Origin of the sequence: Rhizobium oryzihabitans, assembly GCF_010669145.1 — a bacterium.
Lineage (GTDB): Bacteria > Pseudomonadota > Alphaproteobacteria > Rhizobiales > Rhizobiaceae > Agrobacterium > Agrobacterium oryzihabitans.
The window spans coordinates 1,340,324-1,363,357 of sequence record NZ_CP048632.1 but is presented as its reverse complement, the minus strand read 5'-3'; the positions used below and the strand labels follow the sequence as shown (position 1 = coordinate 1,363,357).

The following is a 23,034-nucleotide window of genomic DNA, read 5'->3' as shown; positions in this document are numbered from 1 at the left end:
TTAGTGGGCGTCAGGCAGCGGCGCGGATGACGTTTCGAAGGGCGTCCACGTCGATGCCTGACAGTCGAAACAGCTCAATGGTGGTTTGCCTCTGGAGGCATCGACGCAAAACACCCACCTGATTGGCTGTCAGTTTTTCCGAATTTTCTAACGCCCATGCCGCAAGCGCCTCATCGGTCGCGAAGGTCAGCCTGCGGTTGGTCTCTGCGGCTCCGGATGCCGCAGAAGGGGTTTCCGAATTATCGATCACCAGCACGGGACCAGCCGGAACCGGCTCGGGCGTGATATCGATGAAGGGCATGGGCTGGATCGGGGTTTCTTCCAGCAGATACGGGGCGATGTATTCGGCATCGATGTCGCGGCGCTTCGCCTCGTTGCGCTTGACGCGCCCCTTGTGGCGGGCGTCTTCCGCCGCCTTCTGGAAGGTGCGCGGCACATAATCGGCCTTGTTGCCGGTGAAATCGGCAACGCAGATCAGCGGCCCCGGCTGACCTTCCTCACGGTCGATCTCGCGTACCCAGACATAGCGGGCCTGCGCGAAGTCGTAGCCGACCATGACCTCTTCGCCGTGATACCGCTCCAGCGCCGCGTGGTAATACTGGTTGGTATTCCATTCCACGAGGCCGCGACGGGCGACACGGATTTCGTAGGGGCGGAACAGATCGTCGCGTAGATCGTCATCGACCGGGACCGGCTCGAAACCGTCAGCAACATGCAGCGCCCAGAACTCGTTAGGAGAATAGTGACGGTACCTGCCGGTGCGTTCGTCGCGGAAGCGCGGCAGGCCGTCATGCGGGCGGTTATTGTACTTGGCGATGGCTTCCTCGCACATGGCGCGGAAATCGTCCCATGACGGCAGCAGGCGGGAGGAGCCGAACTCCTTCAGGTCGCTGCGGGTCGCCTTGTGGGCGATCTTGGCGGCTTCCTTGTCCATCTCGGCACCGAGATAGGTGGGCAGCTTGCGGGCCAGTGGGTTCCAGACCGTGCCGTTAAAACGTTCGATGATGCCCTTGGCCTGCGAATTGTACGGCAACGCGTGCATTTTGGTGATGGACAGGCGGCCCATCAGGCCGTTTACATCGCCGTCGAATGTCTTGTTTTTGTAGCCGGGACCACGGTCGGTATAGAAGATGGCCGGAATGCCGTGGTCGCAGCAGGAGTTGCGCAGGGCCTCCGTCACCGAGATGACATTTTCCTTGAGCGCGATGGAGAAGCCGACGCACTTGCGTGTCGCCACATCAAGGATAGAGGTGATTTCCGGCTTGAACGGCTTCTTCGAAAATGGGTTTTCGACTTCGGCATCGAACGTTTTGCCGTCCGCCGTATAGATCGTGGTCGGGAAGAGGTTTTCCGTCGAGCGCTGGATGTAGGCCATGCGCGACCGGAGCGTTAGAAGCCCCTCGCGACCGACGTTCTTTTCAATGTCGTTCAGCTTGTGACGTAGCGTGTAACGCACATGCTCAATCGTCAGTGCGCTGCCGGGATGTTCAGCCTTGTAATCTTCCAACGCTTCCGTTGCCGCCAGCTTGGACGGCTTGCAGTAGAATTTGAGGAAGGCGGAAAACTCTTCCGAGATCGGCTCTTCTATCTTTGTCAGCGCGGGCGCTAGGGCGGTGATGCCGCCAGCATCGCGGGCACTGAACCATTCATAGATGGTGGCGCGGGAAATCCGGAACTTGTCGCCCGACCGGTCATTGGCAAGGCGCAGGGTATCTTCCAGCAGGCCAAAACCGTCCGGATCGGCAAGGAGCGAAACACATTCCAACAGGACGCGCTCCCGGCCGGTCAGGGCCTCACCGGCTTCGACCTTCTCCTTGGCGATGTTGCGCTCGGCATGTTCTTCCTGTGCCTGGACAAAGTCTAGAATGGCCTTGCGACGGCCCCATCCGCCCTTCATGGCGATATAGCGGTCAATGGCGAGTAGGATTTCGCCACGCGCCTCCATGGCCTGACGCTGGCGAAACCGCAGCGACGTGACCGGGAGTGCCGCAACCTTCTTCCGGGCGGTCTCACGCTCTTTTTCCTGTGCGGCAAGCTGATGTGCCCTGATCTCGCGACCTGTGATGACCGTATGCATAATGTCGGGCAGGACATTCAGATGGTATTCCCGGCCGCCACCGACAGCGGCGCGGTCACGGCAAAGATTTTCCGGCAGGTTGTTCCAGCCTTCTTCTTTGGCGCGATCTCTAACGCCGCGCTCCGAATTCGGGAAAACACTGCTTTTCAGCCCGCGCTCTGCGGCGATTTTCGCCAGTTCCCCTGCGGTAAACCATTCCTTGGCTATCATCGTTTTGCTCTCCTGCGGGTATCGAGTGCCCGAATACGGGCGTCGATTTCCTCGCGATGTTCTTCCAGAAGGCGCTGCTCGATCAGGTCGGCATACTCATTCTCGATCACGGTCAGACCGAACTGCCCCGGCACGAAGCCGAGCAGGTCTTTCGCGCCGGTGGCGTGAACAAGGGCAATGAAGGCGTCGAGCGGGATGCGGTGGCCTTCCGAGCCTTCGGAAGTCCACTTGTTGAGCATTTCCACCGATACTTTCCGGTCGAGAAACTTGCTGATCTGCTGCGCAATTTCATCGCGGCCAAGGCCGTCTTCGCGGGCATCGCGAAGCGCATGGGCAATCAGCCGCGCAATCTTGTTTTCCAGCCGCCCGCGACCGACCACGTCATCGCTGTAGCCGACAGCCACCTTGGGCGGCTCCCAGCTAAACAGGTCTTTCGTGAGAGGGTCGCGGCGGCGGGCCATTACTGGATGCGTCCCCGGCGCTTGAGCGAGGCAATGACGCGCTCTTCGTTCTGATCGATGACGCTATCCAGATCGTCGTCTTTCAGGTCGGCAAAGAACTTGCTTAGGATCGCGATGTTCTTTTTCATCTCCGCGAGGCGAGCATCGACCTGCGCCGACACCGCCGCGTCAGCGACGGGTGCAGGAAGGGAATTCAGGGTGCGCTTGATGGTTTCCAGCTTCTTTTCCGCTGGCGTCATCACCGTACCCTTGGCGAAAATCGTAACGGCCTCGCTGACCGTTGATGCGGCAGGCGGGTTTGAAAGCAGAAGATCGAGCACACCTGCCTGTGCGGTTGGCGACTGTTCGGAAATCTCTTTCAATGCTGATTGGTTGGCCGCAAGCCGTGTGCCAGCGGTCCGTTTACGGCTATCCGGCGTCAAATCCTTCCAGATTTTGACGGCCATTTCGACGGCGCGGCGTGACAGGCCGGTTTTCTCGGCGGCATCGGCTGCAAACGCAAAGATTTCGTTTGCAGAACCATTCTTCGCCAAAGCACCGGCGAGGCCAGCTTTAGTTTCAGGATGCTGTCGCTCATAAATCATCTTCAACTCATAAAGATGATGGCAGCGGTCACGGGCAGTGAGATCGTGGCGGTATAGGTTTTCCGAGACCTCTTCGAGGCGCGCATCATCATCGCTGGTCGCGGAAGAGATACGGGCGGGGATGCTGTCCCACTCAAGAAGAGTATAGGCGGCGTGCCGATGGAGACCGGTAACGAGTTGGTTCCGCCCATCGACAACGCGCACCGTGATCGGATTGATCAACCCGTGGGCCGCAATGTTGAAGGCCAGAGCTTCCGCCCATGCGGCGTCCAGTTCACGGGCGCGGTCCTCTGGGATTTCGATGTCTGAAAGTTTGATATCCTGCACCGGGGCGATGCGAATGTCGGGGATGGTGATCGTGGTGTGAGCGGTCATTCTTGCCCTGCAAAACTAAGGGAGTGCTGTCTGTGCGGAGCCGCCAGCGGGGGACGGCGTGGCGGCTCCGCAGGATCGCGCCGGACGCAAGAACCGGATCGGCGCGATGAAAGAGAAGGATCAGGCGGCAGAAGCGTCGTATCTGTCCGCGATTTCACGCAGGCGGCTGGCTACAAGCTTGGCGGCTTTGGCCTCAGCGTCACGTCTGATTTCGGCAAGGGTTGCGTCGTAGAGTCGAGCAGCAAGCGTGTCGAAGTCGCTGGATGCAGGCAGTTCCGCAATCATCCCGAGCACGTTAATCCGGCGCGTCTCGGGATCGATTTCAGCGGCAATCAATGGGCGCACTGGCCCCGCACTCTCCGGCACTGCCACCATGGCATCGACCGCATGGACCGCCAACTCCGCTTTCGCCTTCACCGAAGACGGCTGAAATTCAGGCAGCGCGGCTGCAAGCTTTTCCTGCGCGGTGGCGCGACGGTGACGGCGATCGTTCTCCGGTTCCCATCGCTTTTCCTGCCGGGCGGTGGAAGCAACCGGAACGGAAATAGCGGCGTTTGGACCCTCGCCACCTGGGCGAGGAATGAGGTTTGCCTGAACACCGGCAATCCAGCGCTTCACAATGGCGCGCGGCGGCGGCTCGATATGGAGGAAACGCAAATCCTGAGCGAAGTCCTGATAAGCAGTCTGGCCGTTGTAGCTGGCAGACTGCGCTTCATCCCATAGACGGGCGGCAGACGAGATGGCGGGTTTAGGCAAGTCATGGAAAAAAGGAATGACTTCACTGTCAGCAGAGCGAACGGAGTTGGACAATATGTTGCTCATGCTGCCACCCGCGTGTCAGCCGCCGCGTTAGATTTTTGACTTTCTAACGGAGGGTACTTTGCTGTATCCAAGATGCCGGAGCTTTTCTTTGGGTAACGATTCGGCCAGAGGTGTTCGGGCTTCTGTTCTATGAACGAAGCAAGAGTTGCCTGACCTTCGTAATGCGTGATGGTGTTCAGTTTTCGTAGCAGGGAGCTATGCAATCCAGAACGAATTGCGAGTTCGGTTAGCGTCATGCCTCTACGATGGACTTCGGCCTTTATGGCTTGCCAGTCCATCACCGGCTTTGATTTGCTCATAGGTTTTCTCCGCTGAGAAAACGGGCGTTGCAGCGCCCGTTTTTTTGGGACTTCTTCGGTACAAGTGCGAACCGCATAAGCGCTTCGCAGTTAGGAGTATTAGCAGAGATTCTCTGTTTTGAAAACAGGGTTTTTCTGTTTTGCTATGGCGCGCACAGCAATTGCAAAAACGCCTTTAGGTCAGAGACTTACCAAGGTGCGGGAAGCTATAGGCTTCCCGCATAGGAAGGCTTTTGCCGAAGAAATCAGTATAAATGCTGAAACTCTGGGAGGGTATGAGCGCGGCGATTCGGAACCGGACATTGCATTCCTTTCAACCTACAAACAGAGATACTCTGTTAATCTCGACTGGCTCATCACTGGTGAGGGGGAGATGTTCTCGCCAAAAGATGTAGTCCGCGAGCTAAGCAGCCGTGTCATTGACCCCACATCCGGATCGGGAAGTTTTCTTGTTGAAGCCGCTCGCTACATCGAAGAAAACAGGACAGAGCGTCTGCCCGTTGAGCTGAAGAAGGCCGATTTTGTTAATCTGCCTCAATATGATGTAAGGGCGTCGGCTGGTCGTGGCCTTATTCCGATCAACGAAATGCCAGTCTCAGAAACAGCCTTCGAAAGAGCGTTTCTGAGGAAAATGGGCGGCGCACCTGATTTTTGCTTTATGATGTGGGCAACTGGCGACAGCATGTTGCCGACGATTAATGACAACGCGCTGTTAATTGTCGATTCAAGTCAGCGTGTTGTGGATCATGGGCGAATTTACGTCTTTGCGGTGGGAAACGCTGTCTTGGTGAAGCGTGCAAAATGGCGCATGGATGGCACCCTTGAACTGACGTCAGACAACGTTGACGGAAACTATCCTGTCGAGACTTTCCGTGCTGATCGGGTCGAAGACCTGACGGTTGTGGGACGAGTAATCTTTATCGGCCATCAGTCGTGATTTAGTTTCTAACGCTGGAACGCAGTTCTTGGCTGCCGACTTATATTTCTGCGCATAAAACTGCCGCCTGTCGGAAATCTATTGAAAAACAGCATCTTAATTCAAGTCGGCAATCCGCCGTCTAAGTCGGCGCAAACTGCCGACTTAATAGCTTTCGTCCATCGGAAATTTTCGGCGACGGAAGCGCGTGAAGTAGCTCTTCTCTATTTCTCGCTTGTCCTCTCCGACGCCGAAACGCCTTATGCAGCAAGGTTTTTTGCCCGATGAGTGGACGCGCATACTAATGAGGAATCTTTGCCAGCAGAATGCGCGATTAATGGTTTGAAATGCGCGATTTCGGCCCGCCTTTGGACAGCCATTTGCAATCCTGTCCAGCACCCGCGTTAGCATATAAGAGCGATTTCCCCTTATTTCACAAGCCTTTGCGAGTTCCTTTTGGCTGGATAGCTAGTGTCCAGAAGGTGTTACCCCCCTACATATGCGTATCGCCTTACAGCCGCTGATAGTGGTTTTCGAAAGCCCGGATTTGATCCGGGCTTTTGCTTTCGGGCTGCCGGATCGGGTAACCGAAGCGTGAATGCATCGTTAATGCTGGGTTCAGGCGAAAACGCCTAGCCTGCAACCTCAAATGTAACGGCCAGCGCCGACAAGCTGGCTGAGTAAGAAGAAAAAGGTGCTATTATTCACGTATAACGGCCTGTCGACCGTCGTGAATGGAGGAAGTCAGATGAGAGACTATATGAAGAATATCTTGGCTGTCGGTCTTTCTGCGATCGTGGTTGCGGGAGCGATTGTTCCGGCAGAAGCGGCAATGCCATTGCCGACGGCACCGAAGAGTGTCGAGACGGTGGGCAACGACGCCAGCAAGAATATCGTGAATGTGCAGTACTGGCGCGATCGTCGCGACTGGGATGGCGGACGTCGTGGCTGGTACGGCGGCCATCGCGGTTATCGCGATTATCGTCCGGGCTATCGTCATCATGACGGTTACTGGTTCCCGCTCGCAGCCTTTGCGACGGGTGCGATCATCGGCGGTGCACTTTCGCAGCCGCGCGAAATCTACCGTCCGGTTCCGGAATATCGTCCGCGTCCGGTCTATCGCGAATACCGCCCTGTCCGTCGTGCCGGCATGAGCCAGGCGCATGTGAACTGGTGCTATGGCCGCTATCGGTCCTACGATGCCTATAGCAACACGTTCCAGCCGTATCATGGCCCACGCCAGCCCTGCTATTCGCCTTACAGCTGATAAGTGGACGAGCTGAAATCGATGGAGCTGCCCGGAGAAATTCCGGGCGGCTCAAGCTTCTTATAGGCCTCGTAACATCAGCCTTCGTCATCCTCGGGCTTGACCCGAGGATCTATTGTCGCCGGTGGTTGTGGATCCTCGGGTCAAGCCCGAGGATGACGCTGAGTGGGACTGTCGACGCCACCCCGCTAAGAAGTCGGTTGACCTCTGTTGATCGTCACAGAATCCGCGCCCGCTTCAGCACGAACCAGGCGAGCGCCACCGAGATCACGATGAAGATGCTGGCCGAAAGCGTGCCGCCCGTGCCGACCGTAAACGGCAGCTCATCCGTATTCATGCCGAAAAAACCTGTGACCAGCGATGGCGGCAGCAGGAATGCCGTCATCAGTGACAGGATATAAAGATGCCGGTTTGTCTCCGACGAGAGTTTGGAATCGATTTCCTCGTGCAGCAGCCTTGCCCGCTCCTGCAAAGCGTAGACGTCATGGTCGACGGCTTCCAGACGCCCCATCAGGCGTGAGGCGACATCCTCGAAACCGTTGGGCATCTCGTCATCATCGGCGGCCGAAGCTCGCCGCATCAGGGTCAGCACGGTGCGCAGATGCCGGTGCAGGCGCACCACCGTGCGGCGCAGCGGGGCAAGCCGCCGCCGTTCGTCGCGTGTCTCGCTGTCATAGACCATATCCTCGATGGCGTTCAGCTCTTCCGTCGTCTCCATCACCAGATTGATGAGTGAGCGCTGGAATTCGGCGACAAGGCCTTCGAACACATGCGATGGTGTGAGGTAACGGTTGGAATTCTTGTCGACCGCCGCCTTCAACCGGTCCACCGAACGCAGCGGCTGCAGGCGGGTGGTGATGATGAAGCGGTCGCTCACCGCAAAATGCAGCCACCCGAAATCACGCGTCTCCTTGTCGAATTCCCGCTGGAAATCGACAAGCGTGCCATAGAGCGATTTTTCATCCACCACGATGGAGGGATGTGTCTCATGGGTGGTGAGGCTTGCCCGCGCTGCCGGATCGAGGCCTTCGATGGTTTCGAGAAAATTTGCCACCCGCTGATCGGCGAGATTGAGATGCAGCCAGAAGAAGCCGTCGCACTCGGACATTTCCTCGAGACCTGCATCGGGCGCCAGCCGCCGGCAAGGCGCTTTTCCGGGCTGGAAATGATAGGCCCAGACAAGGCCGGGGATGACGGGTGTTATGAGATCCATCGTTGCAGTCCTGACCGGCTGGATGGGAGGAGGGAGGCGTTCGTCGTTCCGGTGTGGGAGCGGCGGCGGCGAAGCGCCTTTCAGCGCATGCTGAGCAAATTCATATGACAGTTTTATAACAATCCCGCTGAAATGACGGGAATTTTCAAATTGACGTTTACGTAAAAATCATTTAGCCCGAAGAGCAGCACGATAGGCAAAAGCTTCGGGAGGAGGCAGCATGTATACCGCGCCGGTGGACGATATCGCCTTTACGCTCAAACATGTGGCGGGTCTGCAAGACGCGCTTGCAAAGGGTGCGCTGGGGGACCTCGGTGAAGATGTCGTCGATGCCATTCTGCACGAAGCCGGTCGTTTCGCCACCGCCGAGGTCGCTCCGCTTGCCGAGATCGGCGATCGTCAGGGCGCAAAACTCGCCGACGACAAGGTCACGACGCCGGATGGCTGGGCCGATCTTTACCGTCGCTGGGCGGAAGCCGGCTGGAACAGCCTGACGGCACCGGAAGAGTTCGGTGGCCAGAACCTGCCGCATATGCTGAATGTCGCCGCGCTTGAGATGTGGAATTCCGGTTCCATGGCCTTTGCGCTGGCGCCGACGCTCACCATGGGGGCGGTGGAAGCCATTGTCACCCATGGCAGCAACGATCTGAAACGCACCTATCTTCCAAAACTCGTATCCGGGGAATGGACCGGTACGATGAACCTCACCGAGCCGCATGCGGGATCGGACCTTGGCGTCCTGAAGACCCGTGCCGAGCGCAATGGTGACGGCACCTACCGCATCTTCGGGCAGAAGATTTTCATCACCTGGGGCGAACATGACGCGGCGGACAACATCATCCACCTCGTTCTCGCCCGCCTGCCGGACGCACCGGCCGGCACACGCGGCATCTCGCTCTTCCTCGTGCCGAAGTTTCTCCCTGATGACGACGGTACGCCGGGCAGCAGAAACGATGTCTTCTGCCATTCTCTGGAGCACAAGCTTGGCATTCAGGGCTCGCCCACCTGCACGATGATTTTCGGAGACGGCAGGTTCGGGGAAGAGAAGGGAGCCCTGGGCTGGCTTATCGGCGAGGAGAACAAGGGTCTCGCCTGCATGTTCACCATGATGAACAACGCCCGCCTCGCCGTTGGCATGCAGGGCGTGGCGATCTGTGAAGCGGCGACCCAGAAGGCCATCGAATACGCCAGAGAGCGCACGCAGGGCAAGGCGCCCGGCTGGCAGGGTTCCGGCATGAGCCCGATCATCGAGCACCCGGATATCGCCCGCACGCTTCTGACGATGAAGGCGCTGACGCAGGGATCGCGGGCGATCTCCTTCAGCTGCGCGCATGCCATCGATATGGCGCACGCGACTGAAGACGCCCGGCAGCGCGCTCACTGGCAGGAGCGCGCTGCCCTCCTGACACCGATCGCCAAATCCTTCTCCACCGATGCCGGTGTCGACGTTGCCTCCATGGGCATTCAGGTGCATGGCGGCATGGGCTTCATCGAAGAAACCGGTGCCGCCCGTTACCTGCGCGACGCCCGTATCGCCCCGATCTATGAAGGCACCAACGGCATTCAGGCGATCGATCTGGTGGTTCGCAAGCTGCCGCTATCCGATGGCGCGCAGGTGCGTGGTTTCATCACCGAACTGCGCGAGATCGCCGCCCGGACCGCCGCCTCGAACCGCGACGATCTCGGCGAGACGGCCCGTTATCTGGAAACGAGCCTCAACGATCTGGAAACGGCGACCGACTGGCTGCTGGAACGGCTGAAGACGGGCGAAACCGAAACCGCACTCGCCGGCGCGACACCCTACCAGCGTCTCTTCGGGCTGGCGCTCACGGGAGCCTATCTCGCCAAGGGCGCATTGGCCTCCGTGGAAGACGGCAGGGGCGGACAACGCGCCGCACTTTGCCGGTTTGCGGCGGAAAACCTGCTGGCGGAAACGGCAGCGCTCAAGGACCGCGTCATCGCCGGGGCGGCAAGCCTTGCCGCTGCCCGCGCCGTTTTGGCTTCCTGAGTTGATTGAGGAGAGAGCTATGTCGGACGATCATATTCTCGTCGAGCGGGTCAGCCACGCACCCGAAGTCCTGACCATCCGCTTCAACCGGCCGGACAAGAAAAACGCCATCACCGATGCAATGTATCTGCGCATGGCTGAAGCCTTGCAGGCCGCCAATGCCGATCCTGATATTCGCGTCGTTGCGTTTCTCGGCACGGAAGGCTGCTTTTCCGCAGGCAACGATATGGCCGACTTCCTTGCATTCGCCATGTCGGGCGCAAAAGGAAAGCTTGCCGTTCTCGATGTTCTGAAGGCACTCGCGACCTTCGAAAAACCGCTGGTTTCGGGTGTCGATGGTTTGGCCATCGGCATCGGCACGACGCTGAACCTGCATTGCGATCTGACCGTTGCTTCCAATCGCAGCCTGTTCAAGACACCTTTCGTGGATCTGGCGCTGGTGCCGGAAGCGGCATCCAGCCTGCTTGCACCGAGGCTCATCGGCCACCAGCGCGCCTTTGCGCTGCTTGCCATGGGCGAAGGTTTTACCGCCGAACAGGCGTTGCAGGCCGGAATGATCTGGAAGGTCGTGGCCCCGGAACATGTCGAGAGCGAAACGCTGGCACTCGCGACCCGGCTTGCCGCCAAGCCGCAGCAGGCGCTGAAGATCGCCCGCGATCTCGTGCGCGGCAATACGCAGGATGTGCTGGCGCGCATCGATGAGGAAGCCCGCCATTTCATCGCGCAATTGCAAAGTGCGGAAGCACGGGCCGCCTTCGAGGCATTCATGCGCCGTTAAGCGTTTCGGCAGGAAGTCCTTGCGGTTAAGGAACCGGTCAATATGGCTTGGGTTAAATACCGTACCGTCATTGTCCGAAAGCCACCCGCATGCGTCACTTCGTTTTCGCCCTGTCCCTATTCCTTTCCGCCGCGACCGTTGCCGAAGCGACGATGATCGCGCCTTCGCCAGTTTCGAGCAACAACGTCATTCTGGCGCAGTCCACGCAGGACGGTAGCCCGAACTTCTATTCCGGGAACAGCCGCGATCGCCAGCGCCGCGCGCGGTTCGTCTGCGTCATCACTCCGCCGGATAGCGCCAATCGCCGCAGGCCCTATATCTGCCCCATCGAGCAGGGCCGCGTCGGCGGTTCGTGCCGTTGCTCGGGCGTGGTCGGTAACGGCACGGTCGATACGGCCTGGTAACAAACCCCTTGGCCCTCATTCCTGTGCTTGTCACAGGAATCCAGCCAGCCCAAGTCCTTGGGCTGAAAGGACTCCTCTCCGCCGCGCAGACGCGCGTCGACTGGATTCCTGTGACAGGCACAGGAATGAGGGCAGTAGTGATTGCGGGCACATGAATCGTTGCGTCAGCTTCTTGTGAACGGCTCTCCCCCCGGATTGCTTATTTCTCCAGCACCGCCACGGCTTCCACATGCGGCGACCATAAGAACTGGTCCACCGGCGTCACCCGTGTCACGCGATAGCCGCCTTCCGTGAGAAGGGCGAGGTCGCGCGCAAGCGTCAGCGGGTTGCAGCTGACGGCGACGATCTTCTTCACCGTGCTGCGGGCAAGTTCCTTGCACTGGAATTCCGCACCCGCACGCGGCGGATCGAACACCACCGCATCGTAGTTCTTCAATTCGCTCGTCATCAGCGGCCGGCGGAAGAGATCACGCTTTTCGATGCTGACGGGTTTCAGGCCCTGCGTGTTGCGGGCGGCGAAATCGAGCGCCTTCAGCGGCTTGTCTTCCGCTTCCACCGCATGTACCCGGCCGATACGCGCGAGCCTCAGCGCAAAGGTGCCGGAACCGCAAAACAGATCGGCAATGCGCTTGGATTTGCCCACATGGGCCAGCACCAGCTCGGCCATGGCGTCTTCGGCCTGTTTGGTCGCCTGGGTGAAACCGCCGGCCGGCGGCGAAACCGGAACGCCGCCGAATTCGATGATCGGCTTTTGCGGTTCGATGAGGATTTCACCCGACAGCGAGACGCGGGCGATGCCGCGCATGGCAAGCACCGTTTCCGTCAAGGCACGGCGCTGCTTGTCGCCGACGGATTTGATGCCTTCGACTGAAATGTCGAGACCCGAAAGCGTCTCGAGAACGGTCATGCGAAACGGCTCGGCATTCGACGCAAGGGAAAGGCCGATGGCGCGGATGGCATCCAGCCGCGCGACAATGCCGGGCGAGGTGACGGGACATTCCTCGATGGCGACGATGTGATGGCTGTTCGCCTGGCTGAAACCGAGAAGCAGACCCTTTTCCGTCCTGCGGGCGGCAAACACCGCGCGGCGGCGCTCGCCGGGGCGACAGATGACGAGATCGTCCACCGGCGGCGTGAGACCCTTCGATCGAAGCGCCGAAACCACCAGCTCCCGCTTGAAGGCGTGGTAGGGCTGATCGGCAAAATGCTGCAGCGAACAGCCGCCGCAGGCGCCGTTAACGCCCTCGGGACCAAAGTGGCGGCAGGCGGGTTCACGGCGGTCTGCCGAGGCTTCCGCAATCGAGATGATGGTGCCGGTATCCTTGACCTTGGCAATCGCCACGGTTTCGCCGGGCAGGGCGAAGGGCACATAGACCGGGCCGTCGGGACAGTGCGCAATGCCATCGCCCTGCGCGCCAAGGCTCTTGATGCTGACGGTCTGCGTGCTCATGGCTTTTGGCCTCCGAGAAGAAATTCGATATTGCCGTCGCCGCCGGAAATCGGTGAGGGAATGAGGCCAAGGCTCTTCCAGCCCATGTCTTCAACGAGCCAGCGCTCCAGTTCGGCAGCAACGGCGGGGCCGTTTCCGGCTCTTTCAACAGGCCGGCCTTGCTGATGGCGTCGCGGCCCGCCTCAAATTGCGGCTTGACCAAGAGAACCGCCAGCGCGCCGGAGGTTGCAAGCCCAAGTGCGGGGGCGAGCGCCAGCTTGATGGAGATGAAGGACACGTCGGAGACGATGAAGTCCACGGATCGGTCATCGATGTCGTCGGCCGTGAGGAAGCGCGCATTCAGCCCCTCCAGATTGGTGACGCGCGGATCGTTTTCGATCCTTGGATGCATCTGCCCGTGGCCGACATCGATGGAGGTGACGTGCTTGGCACCGCGATGAAGCAGCACCTCGGTGAAGCCGCCGGTGGAAGCACCGACGTCGAGACATTCGTGGCCCTTCGGATCGAGCCCGAAATGATCGAGCGCGGCGGTAAGCTTGAGGGCAGCGCGGGAAACATAGGCCTGCGCCGGATCGGTAATGGCGATCTTGACGTTTCCGGCAACGGTCTGGCTGGGCTTGGTGGCGGTTTTCCCGTTGACGCTCACGGTGCCGCGCGCAACCGCATCGCGCGCACGCGAGCGGCTGGCGAAGTGGCCGAGCGATACAAGAAGCTGGTCAAGCCGTTCATTTTCAGGTGTTTTGGACATGGTCCCGTGTCAATGACCGTCAAACTCCGCCGATGCAAGCGATTTATCATCGAAACCCGCCGACATTGCCGCCTTCGCCCTGATACAGGCGTGAATGTGGCATCGCTCAAACAGCATATGCGATTAATCCAATATAAAGGCTTGTATTGCACTTTGTGCGCAAGGCCCGTGCGGCCAGTCGGAACCTGCCATGACGGCATCTCCTCCAATCCACATTATTGCGACCGTTGCAACGCAGACGCTTGCTCCGAGGCATCGGGTCGCCGAGAGAGTTTGCGATGTCGCTGAAAAACTTCCCCATCAACATAAAGCTCATAGTCACCTTCTGTGCGTTGATGAGCGTATGCCTGCTCGCCTCTGCGGTCGTATTCTGGCAGACGCTGGGGAGTGAGCGCGTCACGATCGAAAACAACCGCACCAAGGATATCATCCAGGCCGTGGACGGCGCGACGGCCGCCATGCTGGAGCAGGCCGTCAACCAGCGCGGCTTCCTGCTGTTTCGCAGCGACAGCACCTATAATGATGTATTTGCCCAGCGCGACCTGATGCTGAAGAAGCTCGACGAAGCCCGCGTGCTTGCCGCCGGCCGGCCGGACATCCTGCAATCCATCGACGACATGCAGAAATCCGCCACCGTGTTCTTCAAGGAACTGGCGGAACCGCAGATCGCCGCGCGCAAGACGACCGAAGCGCCGATTTCCGAAATCATCGAGATCGGCCGCAACCAGGCCAAGGGCCAGCTCGACGGTTTCCGCGCCTCCGCGGCCAAGATCAAGGAACAGCTGAACGGCCTGTCGACCGCTTACGCGGCCGAACAGCAGGCTGCGGCGCTGAACCTGAAATACGCGCTTCTGGGCGGCGGCGCTGTCGCCGGTCTTCTCGCCGTTGCCCTCATCTGGGCGCTGTCGCGCTCGATCGTTACGCCGATCGTCGGCATGACGGCGGCGATGAGCAGGCTTGCCGATGGCGACATGACCACGGAAGTTCCGGCGGTCGATCGCGGCGACGAAGTCGGCAAGATGGCCAAGGCCGTCCTCGTCTTCAAGGAAGCCGGACTGGAAAAATCCCGTCTCGCCGGCGAAACCGAGCGCATGCGCTCCGCAACCGAGACCGAGCGTCGCCGCAACGAGGAAGAGAAGGCGCAGGACGAAGCCGCCAACGCCTTTGCGCGTGACGAGCTGGGCAAGGGTCTTTCGGCTCTGGCGGAGGGCGATCTTGCCTACCGGATCGAAACACCGTTCGCCTCCTACATCGACCCCATCCGTATCGATTTCAACAGCGCCGTCGAAAAGCTCCAGCATGCCATGCGCGCCGTTGGCGAGAATGCGGCAGCGATCAATGCCGGCGCTTCGGAAATGCTGTCTGCCGCCGATGATCTGTCGCGCCGCACCGAACAGCAGGCGGCCTCCATCGAGGAAACCGCCGCAGCCCTGGAAGAAGTCACCACCACGGTGCGTGATAGTGCCAAGGGCGCCGAAGATGCCGGCAGTCTGGTTCAACGCGCCCGCGCCGGTGCGGAAAAGTCGGGCGTTGTGGTGCGCAATGCGGTTGCCGCCATGCGCGAGATCGAAAAGTCCTCCGGCGAGATCGGCAACATCATCGGCGTCATCGACGATATCGCCTTCCAGACCAATCTTCTGGCGCTGAATGCAGGCGTGGAAGCCGCCCGTGCGGGTGATGCTGGCAAGGGCTTCGCCGTCGTCGCGCAGGAAGTGCGTGAACTCGCCCAGCGTTCCGCCAATGCCGCCAAGGAAATCAAGACGCTGATCGGCGCTTCCAGCCGGCAGGTGGAAAACGGCGTCAATCTCGTCGACGAAACAGGCAAGGCGCTGGACCTCATCGTGGCGGAAGTCGAGGAGATCAACGCCCATGTCAGCGCCATCGTCGTTGCCGCCCGCGAACAGGCGACGGGCCTGCAGGAAATCAACACGGCCGTAAACACCATGGATCAGGGCACGCAGCAGAATGCCGCCATGGTGGAGCAGCAGACCGCCGCCAGCCATTCGCTGGCCCGCGAAGCGGAAGCGCTCAACAGCCTGCTCGGTCAGTTCAGGATGGGTGGCACGCGTGCTGCCGTTGCCAGCGCCGGCAATGGTGCCGGCAGCTATGCGGCTCCTCGCCACTCCTCGGCAAAACCAGCCTTCCAGCCGGCACCCGCGCCGGCCAGGAAAGCACCGGTGAAACCGGCCTCCGCTACCGCAAGACCGGTCTCGTCACCGGCCCGTGCGCTTGGCCAGAGCCTCGCCCGCGCCTTCGGCGGCACGTCGGAAGCGCCAGCCGCGAAGGATCAGGACTGGACGGAGTTCTGAGCGGGGCGGTCAGTATCGTTGCACAGAAAAAAGGGGCCCGGTGCGGCCCCTTTTTATTGCTCTGTTTTCGGATCAAATAGGCGGGCGCTCGACCCTTCGCATCAGCAGATGATAAGTTAAGCCCGCCGCAGTTTTTCGAGAAAGGCGATTTCCAGATGGCAGCTCGCGTTAAGTTACGGCTTTTGGATGGTGAATATGGGGTGGCGCGGCTTCACGCGTCTGAAGCCATTCCGGCCTGGGCCGATGGCGGCGGGTTCGTCAGCATCAGCCGCACCGATGACGAACTTTCCATCGTCTGCCGGAAAGACCGCATCCCGCAGGATGTTCACTTTGATGCCGGCTGGTCGTGCTTTAAGTTTCAGGGGCCATTTGCCTTTGATGAAACGGGCATCGTCCTCTCCGTCATCGAGCCCTTATCCACCAATGATATAGGAATATTTGTGGTTTCGACTTTCGATGGCGACCACCTGCTTTTGAAAACGAGCGATCTCAAAAAAGCGTCCGGTCTGCTGGCAAACGCGGGACATTCGCTCACCTGAGGATCCATTTAGCCATGACGATTTTCTGACGGTAGGCGTTTTGAAGGGTCTCACGCGGAATGATCGGCCCGCATTGGATGCCAGATGGAAATATCCCGTGGCGCATCCAGAAGCTCTGGCAATGCATCGTGCCATGCCTGCCGATAGGGGCGATGTATCTGAACGTCGAGAACGTCCTGATGGTCGCTCCAGGTCTCATGCAGCAGGAAACGGTTTTCGTTTTCGCCGTCGCGATGCAGGGTCGCGTTCAAGAACGTCTTTTCGTGCCGCATGGCGTCGAGAAGCGCATTCAGCAATTCGAGAAAGCGCTCGCGCTGGCCGGGACGGACCTGAAAGCCGATAAGATAGGTGGTGTGCACGGGTCTTACTCCTTGGTGTCTTGCATCAGGGCGGTGCGGGTTGCTGCGTCAGCGGGGTAGAAACATTCCAGCACCAACTCGGACAGCGTGACGTCTGTGGCCGTTCCGAAAACCGTGGTGGTTGAAATGAAGCTCAATATGCCGCCCGAAGATGGATCGCGAAGCTGGAGCGGTATGGCCAGAGGGTCGGCCCCGGCGGCATCGGGCGAGGCCTTTGGCGCGGGATAGGCCGCAAGCTCCGCATGCAGCCGGGAAAGCACCCCGTCTCCCGTCTCTTCGACCTGACGGCGCAGCCGTTCCAGCAGGTGATGACGCCATTCGGCAAGGTTGGCGATGCGCGAACTCAGGCCCTGCGGATGCAGGCTCAGCCTCAAGGCGTTGAGCGGTGGGCGAAGCAGCTCTTCGGAAACGCCGGCCAGAAGCGACGTAACCGCCTCATTGGCGAGAACGACGTTCCAGTGGCGGTCTACGGCAAGGGCGGGGAAGGGCATGTGCCCATGCACCACGGTTTCGACGGCCCGCCGGGCCGCCGCCATATCGGGCGCGTCCAGCGAGTGTTCGGAATGAACAGGCGCATAACCCGCCGCCAGCATCAGCCGGTTGGCGGCGCGGGCGGGCATGGAAAGCTGCTCGGCCAGTTTCGCGAGCATCTCGCGGCTGGGGGATGATCGCCCGTTTTCCACGAAGCTCAGATGGCGCGCGGATATATCCGCCTCCATCGCCAGATCGAGCTGGCTCAACCTGCGGCGCGCACGCCATTCCTTCAGCACCTGGCCGACATGTTCTCGATGATGTGTCATGCCCCACAGCCTAGCAGAAGAGAGCGGCAATGCGATTACCTGTGAGGTAATTGTTCCGCTTCCCGACCCCCGGCATGTTTGGGCCGTCAACCAGAAGGAGCGCAATCATGACGCAGCATCTCGCAATCGCCGAAACCTATCTCGCAGCATGGAACGAGGAGGACAATGAACGCCGCAGGCATCTCGTCGGTCAGGCGTGGTCAGAAAACACGCGCTACGTCGATCCGCTGATGCAGGGCGAGGGTCAGCAGGGGATTGCCGCGATGATCGAGGCGGCGCGGCAGAAATTTCCGGGATATCGGTTCGTACTCACAGGCTCCCCGGATGGCCACGGCAATTTCACCCGTTTTTCATGGCGTCTCATTTCGCCAGACGGAGACGATGTCGCTGGCGGAACCGATGTCGTCAGCCTGAATGCCGAGGGGCGGATCGAAAATGTCGTCGGTTTTCTCGATGGCGCGGCATGAGGCAGAGGCGGGATCGTCCCGCCTCCTGTCCCGGCAATCTTGTCAGCCGGCGAAACCGACGCCGGCCTGACGCTGGCCGAGCGCATTAAACACGGTGGAAACGATGCCGGCACGGTCGAGGCCGGCATTGGCATACATGGTCTCGGGCTTGGCCTGCTCCACCCACTGGTCGGGCAGGGTCAGCGTCCGCACCTTCGGGCCATGGTCGAGCAGGCCGGCACTGGCCATGAAATGCAGAACATGCGCGCCGAAACCACCAACGGAGCCTTCTTCGATGGTCACCAGAACCTCGTGATGGCTGGCCAGCTGGCGGATGAGGTCGAGATCGAGCGGCTTGGCGAAGCGCGCATCGGCAACCGTGGTGGAAAGTCCGGCGGCATCGAGATCTTCGGCAGCCGCCAGGCATTCGGCAAGGCGCGTACCAAAGGAGAGGAGGGCGACCTTGGTGCCTTCCTTGATGATGCGGCCCTTGCCGATCTCAAGAATCTCGCCACGTGCCGGCATCTCGACGCCCACGCCTTCACCGCGCGGGTAACGGAAGGAAATCGGGCCTTCATCATAAGCCGCTGCCGTGCGGACCATATGTTTCAGCTCGGCCTCGTCGGCCGCTGCCATCACCACCATGCCGGGCAGGGTGGCAAGGAAGGTCGTGTCGAAAGAGCCGGCATGGGTCGGCCCATCCGCACCGACAAAACCGGCGCGGTCGATGGGGAAACGCACCGGCAGGCTCTGGATCGCCACATCATGCACCAGCTGGTCGTAACCGCGCTGCAGGAAGGTGGAATAAAGCGCGCAGAACGGCTTGTAACCATCAGCCGCAAGCCCCGCCGCAAAGGTGACGGCATGCTGTTCGGCAATGCCGACATCGAAGGTGCGAGACGGGAAAAGCTCGGCCATCTTGTCGAGGCCTGTTCCATTCGGCATGGCGGCGGTGACGCCGATGATCTTGTCGTCGAGGGTGGCTTCCTGGATCAGCGCCTCGGCAAAGACGCTGGTATAGCTCGGCGCATTCGGCTTGGCTTTCGCCTGCGCGCCGGTGATGACGTCGAATTTGTTGACGCCGTGATATTTGTCGGCCGCCGCTTCCGCTGGCGCATAACCCTTGCCCTTCTGCGTCACCACATGGATGAGAACAGGGCCTTTCTGGTTGTCGCGCACATTGCGCAGCACCGGCAAGAGGTGATCGAACGAATGACCGTCGATCGGGCCGATGTGATAGAAACCAAGCTCCTCGAACAGCGTGCCGCCGGTCACGTAACCACGGGCATGGGTCACGGCGCGGGTAATGGCGCGATCGATGGTCTTGCCGAGATAGGCCGTCAGTTTCTTGCCGAAATCACGGAAACCCATATAGGTGCGGCCAGAGGCAAGACGCGCCAGATAGGCGCTCATCGCGCCCGTCGGCGGCGCAATCGACATGTCGTTGTCGTTGAGGATGACGATCAGCCGCGCATCGAGCGCGCCGGCATTGTTGAGCGCCTCAAACGCCATGCCCGCCGACATGGAGCCGTCGCCGATGACGGCGATGACCTTGCGGTCGCTTTCATCCAGCCCCGCCGCCACCGCCATGCCGAGACCGGCGGAAATGGAGGTGGAGGAATGGCCGGCGCCGAAATCGTCATATTCGCTTTCGGCCCGACGCGTGAAACCGGAAAGGCCGCCTTCCTGGCGTAGCGTGCGGATGCGCTCGCGACGTCCGGTCAGGATCTTGTGCGGATAACATTGATGGCCGACATCGAAGATCAGCCGGTCTTCCGGCGTGTTGAACACCTTGTGGATGGCAATCGTCAATTCCACCACGCCAAGGCCGGCACCCAGATGGCCACCGGTTTTCGACACCGCGTCAATCATCTCGTCGCGCAATTCCCGTGCCAGTTCCGGCAGGTCGCGATCATCGATCTCCTTGAGATCGGAGGGGAAATTTACCCGGTCGAGCAATGGTGTCTGTGGCATTCCGGTCAATCGTTCGGCCTTTTCTTGTCGTCAGCAGGGCGTGCCAGAGCGTCTTTCATGTCGAAAGCCGACGGTGCAGCCCTGCATGTCGTACACTTCTATAGAATTTCAACCTTCCGGCAAAGGGACAAACTCTTCTTCGTCGCCGGGAACGATATCGAAGCGTCCGGTTCTCCACTCCTGTTTGGCCTGCTCTATGCGTTCTTTTGATGACGAAACGAAGTTCCACCAGATGTAGCGACGCTGATTGAGTGCAGCTCCACCAAAAATCATGATGTGACAGCCATTGCTGCCAGCCTGCAGCGTGATGTCGTCGCCGGGCCGGAAGACGAGCAGCTGGTCGGCGGCGAAGATATCGCCGGCCACATCGAGCGAACCGGAGAGAATATAGATCGCCCGTTCCTCATGATCGGCGGAGAAGGGAAATTTCACGCCCGGCTCCAGCGTCAAATCAACGTAAAGCGTATCGGTAAAGGCCGAAACGGGGGAGGTAAGGCCTTCAAATTCGCCGATTACCACCCGGCCGGACGCGCCCTTGAGGTCGATCAGCGGCATGTCTTCCTTCGCCGTATGGGCAAAGGCGGGGGCGATTTCTTCCATATGGTCTGGCAGGGCAAGCCAGGTCTGCAGGCCGGACATGGAAAGCGGATGGCCGCGCAGGTTTTCCGGTGTGCGTTCCGAATGCACGATGCCGCGCCCGGCCGTCATCAGGTTGATGTCGCCGGGGCGGATGACAAGCTCGGTGCCAAGGCTGTCGCGATGCTTGATTTCGCCGTCGAACAGATAGGTGACGGTGGAAAGCCCGATATGAGGATGCGGTTTGACGTCGAGTGCCTCGCCCGCTTTCAGGATCGCCGGGCCCATGCGGTCGAAAAAGATGAAGGGGCCGACAAGACGCCGCTGCCGCGTCGGCAGCGCCCGACGAACCGCAAAGCCGCCAATATCGCTGGTGCGCGGAATGATGAGATTTTCGATGGCGTCGCAGGCAAAGGCATCACCCGCGACGGGATCGTTGCCGGGAAAAAAGGACATCGCAAGTTCCTCGTTTTGTCTGGCGGGAGTTTATCACAACTGTCGGTACTGGGGAGCATCGCGATATTGAACGCTGTGTTTGTGCGTCGTTACCGGATGCAAGGGAGCGATTTTAACGCGGCTCAACCCACGAACTCCCTCATTCCTGTGACGAGCACAGGAATGAGGGAGGAGATAATTACTCCCCGTCCAGCGGTTCCACGCCCTGCGGCTTGCCCGCACGATCGAGGCGAATCTTCTCGATTCGCTTTTCAGCAGCGTTCAACAGTGTTTCGCAATGTTTCTTCAGGGCTTCGCCGCGCTCATAGATGGCGATTGATTCGTCCAGAGCCACGTCTCCGCGTTCCAGGCGTGCGACAATGCTTTCCAGCTCGGCGACGGCCTTTTCAAAGGAATAACCGCTGACATCGGCTGTGTTGGCATTTTCCGTCATGTTCAACCCTTCATCATTCTCAAAATATGCATGGCTGCCGATTCCGCCAGCCCTTCCAGATCATAACCGCCTTCAAGCAGGCTGACGACCCGGTTCGAGGCGTATTTGTCCGCCATTTCCAGAAGCCGCCCCGTCGCCCAGTCGAAATCCTCACCGACCAGATTGATCTGCGCCAGGGGATCGCGGTGGTGCGCATCGAAACCGGCGGAGATGATGATGAGATCAGGCGAAAAATCCGCAATTGCCGGCAGCACGCGCGATTTGAAGGCCTCGCGAAAATACTCGCTGCCGGTATTGGGCGAAAGCGGAGCGTTGACCACATTGTTCTTCACGCCGGTTTCGTTTTTATCGCCGCTCCACGGATAGAGCGGCATCTGGTGGGTGGAACAGAACAGCACGGAGGTGTCGTTCCAGAAAATATCCTGTGTGCCGTTGCCGTGATGCACATCCCAGTCGATGATGGCGACGCGCTCTGCCCCATGCACCTTCTGCGCATGGCGGGCGGCAATTGCCGCATTGTTGAAGAGACAGAAGCCCATGGCCTTGGCGGTTTCCGCATGGTGCCCGGGCGGGCGGGCGGCGACGAAGACATTGTCGGCGGCACCCGTAAAGACGTCGTCCACCGCCGCCATCGCCGCACCTATGCCGGTCAGCGCCGCCTGCAGGCTTTTCGGCGAGACATAGGTGTCGGCCTCGATGCGGTTGATCTCGCCATCCTCTTCGGGGATCTGGCGCATGACGGCAAGCAGATGCTCTTCCGGATGCGCCAGAAGCACGGCGTCCTCATTGGCCTGCGGCGCTTGCCTGCGTTCAAGGCGCTCGAAATTCGGATGTTCGAGCGCGATGTTCAGCGACCGCAGCCGATCCGGCCGCTCGGGGTGGCCTTCCGGCGTGATGTGCTCAAGGAAGATCGGATGTTCGTAAAGACGGGTCGCCATTCTTTTCCTCCCGGAGAAAGCTAGCTCAGGCGCGCTGCGGCAGGAGCGGATAACCCGCCATCACGGCGCGGCCGGCAAGAGCGGCAAGGACGGCCTTCAGCGCATCGCCCGGAATGAAGGCGAGCGAACCCATGAAGGCCTTTTCGAAACCAAGCCCGACGACCAGTGCCAGATAGGTGATGCCGAAAGCGTAAAGCACGACCACGCCGCCGATCAGGCTGGCGATGAAGAAACCGACGCCCTGCGCCAGAGCCGACTGGCCACGGTTGACGAGTTTTTCCGAGAGAGTGCCGGTGACGAAAACCGCCGCGATCCAGCCGATCAGGAAGCCCGTGGTCGGCGTGGTGAAGATGGAAAGGCCGCCGCGTCCGCCTGACAGTACCGGCAGGCCGATGGCGGCAATCAGGATCGTCAGGAGAACCGCCAGCGTGCCGCGTTTTGCGCCCAGCACGACACCGGCCAGCATGACGCCAAGCGACTGTGCGGTGATCGGCACCGGAATGAAACCCAGCGTGATCGGCGGCAGAAGCCCCAGTGCGATGATGATGGCGGAAAACAGCGAAATCAGCACAAGGTCGCGGGTCGTCATGGC

23 protein-coding genes and 1 pseudogene are annotated in these 23,034 nt (G+C 60.0%); 9 read left to right on the top strand and 15 right to left on the bottom strand.

What is annotated here, in order from left to right; all coding sequences use genetic code 11:
- Positions 1 to 10: 10 nt before the first annotated feature.
- The 5 genes from G3A56_RS07195 to G3A56_RS07175 form a co-directional block, all read right to left on the bottom strand.
- A complete protein-coding gene (locus G3A56_RS07195; RefSeq protein WP_003492039.1) occupies positions 11 to 2,287 on the bottom strand; it encodes a Mu transposase C-terminal domain-containing protein in 2,277 nt (758 codons plus the stop codon).
- Complete coding sequence (locus tag G3A56_RS07190; protein ID WP_035241025.1) at positions 2,284 to 2,748, bottom strand: hypothetical protein; 465 nt, start codon at positions 2,746 to 2,748, stop codon at positions 2,284 to 2,286. The genes G3A56_RS07195 and G3A56_RS07190 overlap by 4 nt, the downstream gene beginning before the upstream one ends.
- Entirely contained in the window at positions 2,748 to 3,707 is a 960-nt protein-coding gene (locus G3A56_RS07185; RefSeq protein WP_003492043.1) for a ParB N-terminal domain-containing protein, read from the bottom strand. Before G3A56_RS07185 ends, G3A56_RS07190 begins: the two co-directional genes overlap by 1 nt.
- A 120-nt stretch (positions 3,708 to 3,827) precedes the next feature.
- Positions 3,828 to 4,529 carry a hypothetical protein gene (locus G3A56_RS07180; protein ID WP_003492045.1) on the bottom strand — a complete coding sequence of 234 codons (702 nt, stop codon included), beginning with the start codon at positions 4,527 to 4,529 and terminating at the stop codon, positions 3,828 to 3,830.
- On the bottom strand, positions 4,526 to 4,828 hold the full coding sequence (locus G3A56_RS07175) for a helix-turn-helix domain-containing protein (RefSeq protein ID WP_035241028.1): 303 nt from the start codon (positions 4,826 to 4,828) through the stop codon (positions 4,526 to 4,528). Before G3A56_RS07175 ends, G3A56_RS07180 begins: the two co-directional genes overlap by 4 nt.
- Positions 4,829 to 4,946: 118 nt before the next feature.
- On the opposite strand from G3A56_RS07175, the gene G3A56_RS07170 reads away from it, so the two are divergent.
- From G3A56_RS07170 to G3A56_RS07160, 3 genes are all read left to right on the top strand, one after another.
- Positions 4,947 to 5,765 (top strand): XRE family transcriptional regulator, encoded by an 819-nt coding sequence (locus G3A56_RS07170; protein ID WP_246231204.1) that lies wholly within the window; start codon positions 4,947 to 4,949, stop codon positions 5,763 to 5,765.
- A gap of 81 nt (positions 5,766 to 5,846) precedes the next feature.
- Complete coding sequence (locus G3A56_RS07165; RefSeq protein WP_139009043.1) at positions 5,847 to 6,032, top strand: hypothetical protein; 186 nt, start codon at positions 5,847 to 5,849, stop codon at positions 6,030 to 6,032.
- A 460-nt stretch (positions 6,033 to 6,492) separates the two neighbouring features.
- A complete protein-coding gene (locus G3A56_RS07160) occupies positions 6,493 to 7,011 on the top strand; it encodes a BA14K family protein (protein ID WP_035241698.1) in 519 nt (172 codons plus the stop codon).
- Positions 7,012 to 7,228: 217 nt separating this feature from the next.
- Here the strand turns inward: G3A56_RS07160 and G3A56_RS07155 are convergent, their stop codons facing one another.
- Positions 7,229 to 8,224 (bottom strand): transporter, encoded by a 996-nt coding sequence (locus G3A56_RS07155; RefSeq protein WP_082183823.1) that lies wholly within the window; start codon positions 8,222 to 8,224, stop codon positions 7,229 to 7,231.
- 220 nt (positions 8,225 to 8,444) lie between these two features.
- Between G3A56_RS07155 and G3A56_RS07150 the strand changes: the two genes are divergently transcribed.
- The 3 genes from G3A56_RS07150 to G3A56_RS07140 all read left to right on the top strand — a co-directional run bounded on the left by G3A56_RS07150 (position 8,445) and on the right by G3A56_RS07140 (position 11,414).
- Positions 8,445 to 10,232, top strand: coding sequence for an acyl-CoA dehydrogenase (locus tag G3A56_RS07150; RefSeq protein WP_082183825.1), 1,788 nt, complete (start codon positions 8,445 to 8,447; stop codon positions 10,230 to 10,232).
- A 19-nt stretch (positions 10,233 to 10,251) separates the two neighbouring features.
- On the top strand, positions 10,252 to 11,010 hold the full coding sequence (locus tag G3A56_RS07145) for a crotonase/enoyl-CoA hydratase family protein (protein ID WP_082183827.1): 759 nt from the start codon (positions 10,252 to 10,254) through the stop codon (positions 11,008 to 11,010).
- A gap of 89 nt (positions 11,011 to 11,099) precedes the next feature.
- Positions 11,100 to 11,414, top strand: coding sequence for a hypothetical protein (locus G3A56_RS07140; protein ID WP_082183828.1), 315 nt, complete (start codon positions 11,100 to 11,102; stop codon positions 11,412 to 11,414).
- 199 nt (positions 11,415 to 11,613) lie between these two features.
- On the opposite strand, the gene G3A56_RS07135 is transcribed toward G3A56_RS07140, so the two are convergent.
- Positions 11,614 to 12,864 (bottom strand): class I SAM-dependent RNA methyltransferase, encoded by a 1,251-nt coding sequence (locus G3A56_RS07135; RefSeq protein WP_082183830.1) that lies wholly within the window; start codon positions 12,862 to 12,864, stop codon positions 11,614 to 11,616.
- Positions 12,861 to 13,612 (bottom strand): annotated as a pseudogene (locus tag G3A56_RS07130) (TlyA family RNA methyltransferase). The gene G3A56_RS07135 and the pseudogene G3A56_RS07130 overlap by 4 nt, the downstream one beginning before the upstream one ends.
- Before the next feature lie 278 nt (positions 13,613 to 13,890).
- On the opposite strand from G3A56_RS07130, the gene G3A56_RS07125 reads away from it, so the two are divergent.
- Together G3A56_RS07125 and G3A56_RS07120 are read left to right on the top strand one after the other, a co-directional pair.
- Entirely contained in the window at positions 13,891 to 15,921 is a 2,031-nt protein-coding gene (locus tag G3A56_RS07125) for a methyl-accepting chemotaxis protein (protein WP_082183834.1), read from the top strand.
- A gap of 155 nt (positions 15,922 to 16,076) precedes the next feature.
- A complete protein-coding gene (locus tag G3A56_RS07120) occupies positions 16,077 to 16,460 on the top strand; it encodes an ACT domain-containing protein (RefSeq protein WP_035241701.1) in 384 nt (127 codons plus the stop codon).
- A gap of 50 nt (positions 16,461 to 16,510) precedes the next feature.
- On the opposite strand, the gene G3A56_RS07115 is transcribed toward G3A56_RS07120, so the two are convergent.
- On the bottom strand, positions 16,511 to 16,819 hold the full coding sequence (locus tag G3A56_RS07115) for a putative quinol monooxygenase (RefSeq protein WP_003494188.1): 309 nt from the start codon (positions 16,817 to 16,819) through the stop codon (positions 16,511 to 16,513).
- Between the two features lie 5 nt (positions 16,820 to 16,824).
- Positions 16,825 to 17,619: a helix-turn-helix domain-containing protein gene (locus tag G3A56_RS07110; protein ID WP_003494190.1), complete on the bottom strand. Its 795-nt coding sequence runs from the start codon at positions 17,617 to 17,619 to the stop codon at positions 16,825 to 16,827.
- Between the two features lie 107 nt (positions 17,620 to 17,726).
- On the opposite strand from G3A56_RS07110, the gene G3A56_RS07105 reads away from it, so the two are divergent.
- Entirely contained in the window at positions 17,727 to 18,086 is a 360-nt protein-coding gene (locus tag G3A56_RS07105) for a nuclear transport factor 2 family protein (protein WP_082183836.1), read from the top strand.
- Positions 18,087 to 18,128: 42 nt separating this feature from the next.
- Here G3A56_RS07105 and dxs read toward each other — a convergent pair whose 3' ends face one another.
- The 5 genes from dxs to G3A56_RS07080 form a co-directional block, all read right to left on the bottom strand.
- On the bottom strand, positions 18,129 to 20,048 hold the full coding sequence (gene dxs, locus G3A56_RS07100; protein ID WP_035241704.1) for a 1-deoxy-D-xylulose-5-phosphate synthase: 1,920 nt from the start codon (positions 20,046 to 20,048) through the stop codon (positions 18,129 to 18,131).
- A 99-nt stretch (positions 20,049 to 20,147) separates the two neighbouring features.
- Positions 20,148 to 21,071: a pirin family protein gene (locus G3A56_RS07095; protein WP_082183837.1), complete on the bottom strand. Its 924-nt coding sequence runs from the start codon at positions 21,069 to 21,071 to the stop codon at positions 20,148 to 20,150.
- A gap of 178 nt (positions 21,072 to 21,249) precedes the next feature.
- Entirely contained in the window at positions 21,250 to 21,504 is a 255-nt protein-coding gene (locus G3A56_RS07090) for an exodeoxyribonuclease VII small subunit (protein WP_003503059.1), read from the bottom strand.
- 2 nt (positions 21,505 to 21,506) lie between these two features.
- A complete protein-coding gene (locus tag G3A56_RS07085; RefSeq protein ID WP_082183838.1) occupies positions 21,507 to 22,442 on the bottom strand; it encodes a histone deacetylase family protein in 936 nt (311 codons plus the stop codon).
- Positions 22,443 to 22,467: 25 nt separating this feature from the next.
- A complete protein-coding gene (locus G3A56_RS07080) occupies positions 22,468 to 23,031 on the bottom strand; it encodes a biotin transporter BioY (RefSeq protein ID WP_082183839.1) in 564 nt (187 codons plus the stop codon).
- Positions 23,032 to 23,034: the final 3 nt, after the last annotated feature.

Excerpts from the sequence above, each read along its gene's own strand:
- G3A56_RS07195 (WP_003492039.1), bottom strand. The coding sequence starts at position 2,287 with ATGATAGCCAAGGAATGGTTTACCGCAGGGGAACTGGCGAAAATCGCC.
- G3A56_RS07190 (WP_035241025.1), bottom strand. The coding sequence starts at position 2,748 with ATGGCCCGCCGCCGCGACCCTCTCACGAAAGACCTGTTTAGCTGGGAG.
- G3A56_RS07185 (WP_003492043.1), bottom strand. The coding sequence starts at position 3,707 with ATGACCGCTCACACCACGATCACCATCCCCGACATTCGCATCGCCCCG.
- G3A56_RS07180 (WP_003492045.1), bottom strand. The coding sequence starts at position 4,529 with ATGAGCAACATATTGTCCAACTCCGTTCGCTCTGCTGACAGTGAAGTC.
- G3A56_RS07175 (WP_035241028.1), bottom strand. The coding sequence starts at position 4,828 with ATGAGCAAATCAAAGCCGGTGATGGACTGGCAAGCCATAAAGGCCGAA.
- G3A56_RS07160 (WP_035241698.1), top strand. The coding sequence starts at position 6,493 with ATGAGAGACTATATGAAGAATATCTTGGCTGTCGGTCTTTCTGCGATC.
- G3A56_RS07155 (WP_082183823.1), bottom strand. The coding sequence starts at position 8,224 with ATGGATCTCATAACACCCGTCATCCCCGGCCTTGTCTGGGCCTATCAT.
- G3A56_RS07150 (WP_082183825.1), top strand. The coding sequence starts at position 8,445 with ATGTATACCGCGCCGGTGGACGATATCGCCTTTACGCTCAAACATGTG.
- G3A56_RS07145 (WP_082183827.1), top strand. The coding sequence starts at position 10,252 with ATGTCGGACGATCATATTCTCGTCGAGCGGGTCAGCCACGCACCCGAA.
- G3A56_RS07140 (WP_082183828.1), top strand. The coding sequence starts at position 11,100 with ATGCGTCACTTCGTTTTCGCCCTGTCCCTATTCCTTTCCGCCGCGACC.
- G3A56_RS07135 (WP_082183830.1), bottom strand. The coding sequence starts at position 12,864 with ATGAGCACGCAGACCGTCAGCATCAAGAGCCTTGGCGCGCAGGGCGAT.
- G3A56_RS07125 (WP_082183834.1), top strand. The coding sequence starts at position 13,891 with ATGTCGCTGAAAAACTTCCCCATCAACATAAAGCTCATAGTCACCTTC.
- G3A56_RS07120 (WP_035241701.1), top strand. The coding sequence starts at position 16,077 with ATGGCAGCTCGCGTTAAGTTACGGCTTTTGGATGGTGAATATGGGGTG.
- G3A56_RS07110 (WP_003494190.1), bottom strand. The coding sequence starts at position 17,619 with ATGACACATCATCGAGAACATGTCGGCCAGGTGCTGAAGGAATGGCGT.
- G3A56_RS07105 (WP_082183836.1), top strand. The coding sequence starts at position 17,727 with ATGACGCAGCATCTCGCAATCGCCGAAACCTATCTCGCAGCATGGAAC.
- G3A56_RS07095 (WP_082183837.1), bottom strand. The coding sequence starts at position 21,071 with ATGTCCTTTTTTCCCGGCAACGATCCCGTCGCGGGTGATGCCTTTGCC.
- G3A56_RS07090 (WP_003503059.1), bottom strand. The coding sequence starts at position 21,504 with ATGACGGAAAATGCCAACACAGCCGATGTCAGCGGTTATTCCTTTGAA.
- G3A56_RS07085 (WP_082183838.1), bottom strand. The coding sequence starts at position 22,442 with ATGGCGACCCGTCTTTACGAACATCCGATCTTCCTTGAGCACATCACG.
- G3A56_RS07080 (WP_082183839.1), bottom strand. The coding sequence starts at position 23,031 with ATGACGACCCGCGACCTTGTGCTGATTTCGCTGTTTTCCGCCATCATC.